The sequence below is a fragment of the Nocardioides sp. genome, assembly GCF_051876515.1.
In the GTDB taxonomy this organism is placed as follows: Bacteria; Actinomycetota; Actinomycetes; order Propionibacteriales; family Nocardioidaceae; genus Nocardioides.
This window is the reverse complement of the sequence record NZ_JBJEHY010000174.1, coordinates 1-8,111: the sequence shown is the minus strand read 5'-3', so window position 1 is coordinate 8,111 and position 8,111 is coordinate 1. Positions and strand designations below refer to the sequence as shown.

Genomic DNA, 8,111 nt, shown 5'->3' with positions numbered 1-8,111 from the left:
AGAACCAGCGTCCGTCCTCCTGCCCGGAGATGGTGAACCCGCCGTGGAAGGCGGGCGCGACGTTGTCGGGGTGCCCCTCGATGTCGGCGGCCAGCGCGAACAGCGCCTCGTCGGAGACGAGCAGCTGTCCCCCGGCGACCAGTGCACGGGCCAGCACCACGCCAGCCACGATCGCGGCGGACGACGAGCCCAGCCCGCGGCTGTGCGGGATCACGTTGCGGCACTCCAGGCGCAGGCCCGGCAGCGGCGCGTCCATCAGGGCGAGCGCGGCCGCGATCGATCGGACGACCAGGTGGGTCTCGTCGAGCGGAACCTCTCCCTCGCCCTCGCCGGTGACGACGACCTCGACACCCGGGGTGGGTCGCGCCTGCGCGACCAGCTCGTCGCGCAGCGTCAGCGCGAGGCCGAGGGCGTCGAAGCCCGGTCCGAGATTGGCCGACGTGGCCGGCACGGTGACCCGTACCTGCCCCTCGACGAACGTCACCATCAGCGCAGACCGGCGGCGGAGGCTGCAGCCTCCACGTCGGCGTCCACCACCGTCTCGGTGACGGGCCCGAAGCCCTCCAGCGCGGTCACGGTGTCCTTGAGGCCGTGGCCGGTGACGGTGATGACGACCTTCTTGCCTGCGTACGAGTCACCCCGCTCGAGGTCCTGCAGCAGGCCGGCGACACCGGCCGCGGAGGCGGGCTCGACGAAGACGCCGTCGTTGGCGGCCAGCTCGCGCTGGGCCTTGAGGATCTGCTCGTCGCTCAGCGAGGCGAAGCGGCCCCCCGACTCGGCGGCGGCGGCCTCGGCCAGCTTCCACGAGGCCGGGTTGCCGATGCGGATCGCGGTCGCCTTGGTCTCGGGCTCGGGGAAGACCTCACCGGTGACCAGCGGGGCGGCGCCCTCGGCCTGGTAGGCCCGCATCACGGGCAGCTTGGTGGCGCGGCCCAGGTCGGCGTACTGCTTGTAACCGAGCCAGTACGCCGAGATGTTGCCGGCGTTGCCGACGGGCAGCAGGTGGAAGTCCGGGGCGTCACCGAGACGGTCGACCACCTCGAACGACGCGGTCTTCTGCCCCTCGAGACGTACCGGGTTGACCGAGTTGACCAGCGCGACCGGGTAGTTCTCGGCGAGCCCGCGCGACATCCGCAGACAGTCGTCGAAGTTGCCGCGCACCATGATGATCTGGGCGCCGTGCATGATCGCCTGCGCCATCTTGCCGGCGGAGATCTTGCCCTCCGGCACGAGCACCAGCGGCTTGATCCGGGCCTTGGCGGCGTACGCGGCCATCGAGGCCGACGTGTTGCCGGTCGAGGCGCAGACGACGGCCTTGGCGCCCTCGTGCACGGCCACCGACAGCGCGGCGGTCATGCCGCGGTCCTTGAAGGAGCCGGTCGGGTTGTTGCCCTCGACCTTGAGCCACACCTGGCCGCCGGTCACCTCCGAGAGCCACAGCGACTCCACCAACGGGGTCCCGCCCTCCCCCAGCGTGACCGCCGGGGTGTCCTGGGGGATGTCGAGCAGCGTGCGGTACTCCTCGATCACGCCGCGCCACTGACCGTTGGCCCCTTGGCCGTTGGTGGTCATTCGTCTCCTCCCTCAACGCGCATGACCGAGGTCACCTCGCGCACGATCTCCATGTTCCTGAGCTGCTCCACCGTGGCCGACAGGGCGGCGTCGGTGGCGGTGTGCGACACGACGACGAGCTGGGCGTCGGCCCCGCGACCCTCCTGACGGACGGTCTGGATCGAGACGCCCTGGTCGGCGAACGCCTGCGCGACCGCGGCGAGCACGCCCGCACGGTCCTCCACGTCGATCGCGACGTGGTAGCGGGTGACGGTCTCCCCCATCGGCATCACGGCGCGGTCGGCGTACGCGCTCTCACCGGAGCCGCGGGTACCGGCCAGGCGGTTGCGGGCGACGGTGACCAGGTCGCCGAGCACGGCGCTGGCGGTGGGCGCGCCACCGGCACCGGGGCCGTAGAACATCAGCTGGCCGGCGGCCTCGGACTCGACGAACACGGCGTTGTACGCGCCGCGCACGCTGGCCAACGGGTGGCTGCGCGGGATCATCACCGGGTGCACCCGGGCGGCGACCTGGTCGCCGGTGAGCTCGCAGATGGCCAGCAGCTTGACGACCGCGTCCATGTCGCGGGCCGAGGCCACGTCGGCGGCGGTGACGTCCGAGATGCCCTCGCGGTGCACGTCTGCGGCGGTGACGCGGGAGTGGAACGCCAGGGAGGCAAGGATCGCGGCCTTGGCCGCGGCGTCGAAGCCCTCCACGTCGGCGGTCGGGTCGGCCTCGGCGTACCCGAGCGCCTGGGCCTCCTCCAGCGCCTCCGAGAAGCCGGCACCGGAGGTGTCCATCTTGTCGAGGATGAAGTTGGTGGTGCCGTTGACGATGCCCATCACGCGGGTGACCCGGTCACCGGCCAGCGACTCGCGCAGCGGACGCAGGATCGGGATGGCGCCGGCGACGGCGGCCTCGTAGTAGATGTCCCGGTCGGACTTGTCAGCCGCCTCGAAGAGCGTCGGACCGTCCTCGGCCAGCAGCGCCTTGTTGGCGGTCACGACGCTCGCGCCGCTCTCGAGGGCGGCCACGATCAGGCTGCGGGCCGGCTCGATGCCACCGATGACCTCGACGACCAGGTCGACGTCGTCACGGGTGACCAGGCCCATCGCGTCCGTGGTGAGCAGGCCCTCGGGCACCTCCACCTCGCGCTCGGAGTCGAGGCGGCGGACCGCGACACCGGCGAGCTCGACCGGGGCGCCGATGCGCGCCTCGAGGTCGCCGCTCTGCTCCTGCAGGAGCCGCACCACCTGGGAACCGACCGAGCCACAGCCCAGGACGGCCACGCGCAGAGCGCGCTTGTCACCCTCACTCATCAAGCACCTACGTCCGTCGACAACAAGTCCTCCACAGTTTCGCGCCTGAGGACGACGAATGTTTGCCCATCCCGCACACTGATCACCGGCGGACGCAACGCGTGGTTGTAGTTCGAGGCCATCGAGCGGCAGTACGCGCCGGTCGCCGGCACCGCGACCAGGTCTCCCGGCGCCACGTCGCCGGGCAGGAACTCGTCCTTGACCACGATGTCGCCCGCCTCGCAGTGCTTGCCCACGATGCGCGACAGCGTCGGCTCGGCACCGCTGGCCCGCGAGGCGAGCGTGGCGGAGTAGTCGGCGTCGTACAGCGCGGTGCGGATGTTGTCGCTCATCCCGCCGTCGACGGAGACGTACGTGCGGTGCTGGCCGCCGTCGAGGGCGACCCGCTTGACGGTGCCGACCTCGTACACGGTGCACATCGACGGTCCGACGATCGCGCGGCCCGGCTCGATGGACAGCCGCGGTCGCTCCAGCCCGAAGATGGCGCACTCGTCGTCGACGATCTTGCCCAGCCGGGTGGCCAGGTCGGCCGGCGTCTGCGGGTCGTCCTGGCTGGTGTACGCGATGCCGAAGCCGCCGCCCAGGTCCATCTCGGGCGAGACGTGGCCCAGCTCGGAGGCGATCCGGGCGTGCAGCGCGAGCACGCGGCGGGCCGCGACCTCGAAGCCGGAGGTGTCGAAGATCTGCGACCCGATGTGGCTGTGCAGCCCCAGCAGGGTCAGCCCCTCGGTGGCCAGCACCCGCCGGGCCGCCTCGAAGGCGTCACCCGAGGCGATCGAGAAGCCGAACTTCTGGTCCTCGTGCGCGGTGGCGATGAACTCGTGCGTGTGCGCCTCGACGCCGGCAGTGACCCGAACCATGACGCGGGCCGTACGACCCAGCTCGACCGCGACCGCGCCGATCCGCTCGATCTCCGTGAACGAGTCCACGATGATCCGGCCCACACCCAGGGTCAGCGCGCGCTCGAGCTCGGCAACGGTCTTGTTGTTGCCGTGGAAGCCGACCCGCTCCATCGGGAACTCGGCACGCTCGGCGACGAGCAGCTCACCGGCCGAGCAGACGTCGAGGTGCAGGCCCTCCTCGGCCACCCAGCGGGCGACCGTGGTGGCCAGGAACGACTTGCCGGCGTAGAAGACGTCGAAGTCGGCGAACCCGTCACGGAAGGCGGCGGCCCGGGCGCGGAAGTCCGCCTCGTCCAGGACGTACGCCGGGGAGCCGTGCTCGGCGACCAGGTCGGGCAGGGTGACCCCGCCCACGCTCAGGACGCCGTCGGTCTTCTCCGCGGTGGTGGACCACAGCTGGGGCAGCAGGGCGTTGGGGTCCTCAGGGGCGCTGAGCCAGTGCGGCCCGCGCAGGGCGCCGTCGGCGTGAGCCCAGCCGGAGGGGTGTGCGGTGGGCACGACTCACATCCTCTCGGGCGCGGAGACGCCGAGAAGGTCGAGACCGTTGGCCAGCACGATCCGGGTCGCGTCGACCAGCTGCAGCCGGGCCCGGTGCAGGTCGGTGGGCTCCTCGTCGCCCTTCGGCAGCACCTGGCACTGGTCGTAGAACTTGTGGTAGGCCGCCGCGGTGTCCTCGAGGTAGCGCGCCACCCGGTGCGGCTCACGCAGTTCAGCAGCCGCGGAGACGACCCGCGGGAACTCGGCGAGGGCGCGCAGCAGGTCCCCCTCCTTCTCGTGGGTGAGCAGCTCGGGGTGGGACGCCGGGGCCAGGCCCAGCGCCTCACCGTTGCGCAGCAGCGAGCAGTTGCGCGAGTGGGCGTACTGCACGTAGTAGACGGGGTTGTCGCTGGCGGCCTTGGCCCACAGGTCGAGGTCGAGGTCGATGTTGGAGTCCGACGAGTAGCGGGCCAGCGCGTAGCGGGCGGCGTCCACGCCGATCGCGTCCACCAGGTCGTCGATCGTGACCACGGTGCCGGCGCGCTTGGACATCCGCAGCGGCTGTCCGTCGCGCAGCAGGTTCACCATCTGGCCGATGAGGATCTCGAGGTTCTTGCCCGGCTCGTCGCCGAACGCCGCGCACATCGCCATCATCCGGCCCACGTAGCCGTGGTGGTCGGCGCCCAGCATGATCAGGCAGCGGTCGAACCCGCGGCTGCGCTTGTCGAGGTAGTAGGCCAGGTCGCCGGACAGGTACGCGCCCTGACCGTCGCGCTTGATGATCACGCGGTCCTTGTCGTCCCCGAACTTCTCGGTCCGGAGCCAGATCGCGCCGTCCTGCTCGTAGGTGTTCCCCAGCTCGGTGAGCCGCTCCACGGCGCGCTCGACCGCGCCGGAGGTGTGCAGGTTGTCCTCGTGGAAGTAGACGTCGAAGTCGACACCGAAGTCGTGCAGGCTCTTCTTGATCTCGGCGAACATCAGGTCCACGCCGACCTCGCGGAAGACCTCCTGCGCGGCCTCGTCGTCGAGCTCGAGGACGTCGGGCCGGACCTCGACCACGTTCGCGGCGATCTCGTCGATGTACGCGCCGCCGTACCCGTCCTCGGGGGTCGGCCGACCGTGCGCCGCTGCCAGCAGGGAGCCGCTGAAGCGGTCGATCTGGCCGCCATGGTCGTTGAAGTAGTACTCGCGGGTGACCTGGGCGCCCGACATCGTGAAGATGCGCCCCAGCGCGTCGCCCACAGCCGCCCAGCGGACGCCGCCGATGTGGATCGGGCCGGTCGGGTTGGCCGAGACGAACTCGAGGTTGATCTTCTCGCCGCCGAAGGAGTCGTTCGAGCCGTACGCAGCACCCGCGGCAACGACGTCGTCGGCCACCTGGCCCTGGGCGCCGGCGGAGACGGTGATGTTGAGGAAGCCCGGTCCGGCGATCTCGACGGCGTCGATCCCGTCGGCGGCCTCGAGGCCCGTCCTGACGAGCTCGGCGAACGCGCGCGGGTTGGTGCCCGCCTTCTTGGCCAGCTGCAGCGCCACGTTGGTGGCGTAGTCGCCGTGCCCCTTCTGCCGGGGTCGCTCCACCGTCACGGAGGTCGGGACGCCGTCGGGCAGCGTCACCGAGCCGTCGGCCACCAGGGCCTGCAGGACGTCGACGATCGTGGTGGAGAGCTGGTCAGGATTCACCCCGCAAGCCTATCGGCGCACCACCCCGCACTCCGAACCGGTTTCACCGGCGCGAGACCGAACCGGTTTCACGTGGCCGGGCGGCGGGTTGTATGGTCTACCTCGCCTGAGCCCCCATAGCTCAGGGGATAGAGCACCGCCCTCCGGAGGCGGGAGCCTAGGTTCGAATCCTAGTGGGGGCGCAGATGAACGGCGGCGGTGCTCAACGAGAGCACCGCCGCTGTGACATTTCCGGGAGGCGGGAGCCTAGGACCGAATCCTAGTGGGGGCGCAGATGAACGGCGGCGGTGCTCAACGAGAGCACCGCCGCTGTGACATTTCCGGGAGGCGGGAGCCTAGGTTCGAATCCTGCCGGGGGCGCCAGAGAACATGCAGGTCAAGGGCACATTTCCGAATGTGCCACACCCCACGTACACACCACGTACACACCACTCGTGGCACACTGAGGGCATGCCGAGCGTCAAGACGAGGACCGCGCGCGACGGGACCGTGCGCTACTACGTGCGCTTCCGCGCCAACGGCCTGAACACCTCGTGGACCTTCGACACCGACCCCGAGGCGCAGCAGTTCGCCCGCGACGTGGAGCAGCGCGGCGGAGACTGGGCGCTCGACAACCTGCTGGCAGAGCAGGAGTTCGCAGGCTCGATGACGCTGAGCGAGTGGGCCGCGAGGCACTTCGACGCCCTCCCGAGCGCGTCGCCGGCCACGCTCACCAACTACCGCCGCGACTGGCGGATCCGTTGGGAGCCGCACCTGGGTCACATGAAGATCGACCGCATCACCAGCGAGGACGTCCGTCGAGCCCTGGCAGCCCAGACGGGCGCCGACAAGACGATCGCCAACGCGTGGGGTGTCCTCACGGGCATGTTCAAAGCCGCCGAGCTCGACAACCACATCGAACGCTCCCCCGCTGTCGGCGTGAAGCTCGGGCGCTCCACCGACCATGAGGCCGCCGAGCACCGCTACCTGAACGCTGCCGAACTACTCCAGGTCATCGAGGACACCACGCCCTTCTACCGCCCCCTCATGTGGATGCTCGTGGGCACCGGCATGCGCTGGAGCGAGGCCACGGCACTCACCGCCGGAGACGTCGACCTCAACCGGGCGACCGTGCGCGTCACGAAGGCGTGGAAGAGCGACCGCGAGAACAAGCGCTTCTACGTCGGCCCCACCAAGACGAAGAAGTCTCGTCGCACCGTGACCCTGCCGCCCGAGGTGGTCGAGGCGGTGCGCCCGCTCGTGACAGGCAAGCGCCCCGACGAGCTGCTGTTCGTCAACAAGATCGGCGAGTGGGTCAAGCACCAGACCTTCTACCGCGACCAGTGGCGCACGCGGTCGACGCGCAGCATCCCCGACCCGAAGCCGCGCATCCACGACCTGCGGCACTCGCACGTGGCGCTGCTGATCGGCCAAGGCATCAGCCTGCCGGTGATCCAGGCGCGCCTCGGGCACGAGAAGATCACGACCACGATCGACACCTACGGGCACCTGCTGCCCGACGTGCAGGCCGCCGCGGCCGACGCGGCGTCGCGCGTGCTGAGCGGCGCGCGACCCCCGAAGGAGATCTAGGCGCTGGCTGCCCGCCGCTTCGGCCCGCAGCCTCTTTAGTCCGCCAGGCGCTCGTGCAGGTAGTGCCGCTCACTCGGGTGCAGCCAGCGCAGCCGGTCGCGTAGGACGCGAACGTCCACGTGCAGTTCTTCGGCAGCCTCCTCCAGGGACAGCGCCCAGGCCAGCGCGTCCCCGATGCGCTCGACGTCAGGGATCAGCAGGCGGGCCGTCGAGCGACGCACGTCCGCCTCGTGCCGCGCGAGGTGCGTCGACAGCACCGGGCCGTGCTCGGCGTGCAGGCACTCATGGAGGATCGTGCACCGGCGCTGCTCCCACGTGAGGTCCGAGCGGAGGCTGATCGTGCGGTGCGCGTGGCGCGTGACACCCATGCGCCGGTCGGCGTCCGGCTCGTGCCAGCGCAGCGTCCACTCCGCGAGAGCGCGAAGCCGGCGCCACGGATTCAGGTCCCCCGTCATGGCCGGGACCGTAGTGGCCCCGTCCGACACGGTGCTCAGTCCTTGTCCTCGCGCGCGGCCTCGTCTTCGACGACCGGGTACGACTTCTGGCGGCGCTTGTCGGCCAAAGTGGGGAGGTTGCGGACGACGGGGGTGGCCTCCGCCAGCCTGGCCGCCTC

The 8,111-nt window shown here is 70.6% G+C and carries 7 protein-coding genes and 1 tRNA gene; 2 read left to right on the top strand and 6 right to left on the bottom strand.

The annotated features are described in order from the left end of the window. From ACI379_RS13195 to argS, 5 genes are all read right to left on the bottom strand, one after another. Positions 1-487, bottom strand: a 487-nt coding sequence (locus ACI379_RS13195; RefSeq protein ID WP_439792551.1) for a homoserine kinase, incomplete at its 3' end; no start/stop codon positions are given. Then, positions 487-1,572, bottom strand: coding sequence for a threonine synthase (gene thrC / locus ACI379_RS13190; protein WP_439792550.1), 1,086 nt, complete (start codon positions 1,570-1,572; stop codon positions 487-489). The genes ACI379_RS13195 and thrC, both read right to left, overlap by 1 nt. Further along, positions 1,569-2,870, bottom strand: coding sequence for a homoserine dehydrogenase (locus tag ACI379_RS13185; RefSeq protein ID WP_439792549.1), 1,302 nt, complete (start codon positions 2,868-2,870; stop codon positions 1,569-1,571). Before ACI379_RS13185 ends, thrC begins: the two co-directional genes overlap by 4 nt. Next, complete coding sequence (lysA, locus tag ACI379_RS13180) at positions 2,870-4,270, bottom strand: diaminopimelate decarboxylase (protein ID WP_439792548.1); 1,401 nt, start codon at positions 4,268-4,270, stop codon at positions 2,870-2,872. The genes ACI379_RS13185 and lysA overlap by 1 nt, the downstream gene beginning before the upstream one ends. 3 nt (positions 4,271-4,273) lie before the next feature. After that, positions 4,274-5,929, bottom strand: a complete 1,656-nt coding sequence (gene argS / locus ACI379_RS13175) for an arginine--tRNA ligase (protein WP_439792547.1) — start codon at positions 5,927-5,929, stop codon at positions 4,274-4,276. Positions 5,930-6,039: 110 nt separating this feature from the next. On the opposite strand from argS, the gene ACI379_RS13170 reads away from it, so the two are divergent. Beyond that, positions 6,040-6,111 (top strand) — tRNA-Arg (locus tag ACI379_RS13170). 268 nt (positions 6,112-6,379) lie between these two features. Next, positions 6,380-7,498 carry a tyrosine-type recombinase/integrase gene (locus ACI379_RS13165; protein WP_439792546.1) on the top strand — a complete coding sequence of 373 codons (1,119 nt, stop codon included), beginning with the start codon at positions 6,380-6,382 and terminating at the stop codon, positions 7,496-7,498. Between the two features lie 35 nt (positions 7,499-7,533). Here the strand turns inward: ACI379_RS13165 and ACI379_RS13160 are convergent, their stop codons facing one another. Beyond that, positions 7,534-7,953: an ImmA/IrrE family metallo-endopeptidase gene (locus tag ACI379_RS13160; RefSeq protein WP_439792545.1), complete on the bottom strand. Its 420-nt coding sequence runs from the start codon at positions 7,951-7,953 to the stop codon at positions 7,534-7,536. Positions 7,954-8,111: the final 158 nt, after the last annotated feature.

What these genes read in the sequence shown, in the direction of transcription:
- thrC (WP_439792550.1), bottom strand. Translation starts at nt 1,572, where the DNA reads ATGACCACCAACGGCCAAGGGGCCAACGGTCAGTGGCGCGGCGTGATC.
- ACI379_RS13185 (WP_439792549.1), bottom strand. Translation starts at nt 2,870, where the DNA reads ATGAGTGAGGGTGACAAGCGCGCTCTGCGCGTGGCCGTCCTGGGCTGT.
- ACI379_RS13165 (WP_439792546.1), top strand. Translation starts at nt 6,380, where the DNA reads ATGCCGAGCGTCAAGACGAGGACCGCGCGCGACGGGACCGTGCGCTAC.
- ACI379_RS13160 (WP_439792545.1), bottom strand. Translation starts at nt 7,953, where the DNA reads ATGACGGGGGACCTGAATCCGTGGCGCCGGCTTCGCGCTCTCGCGGAG.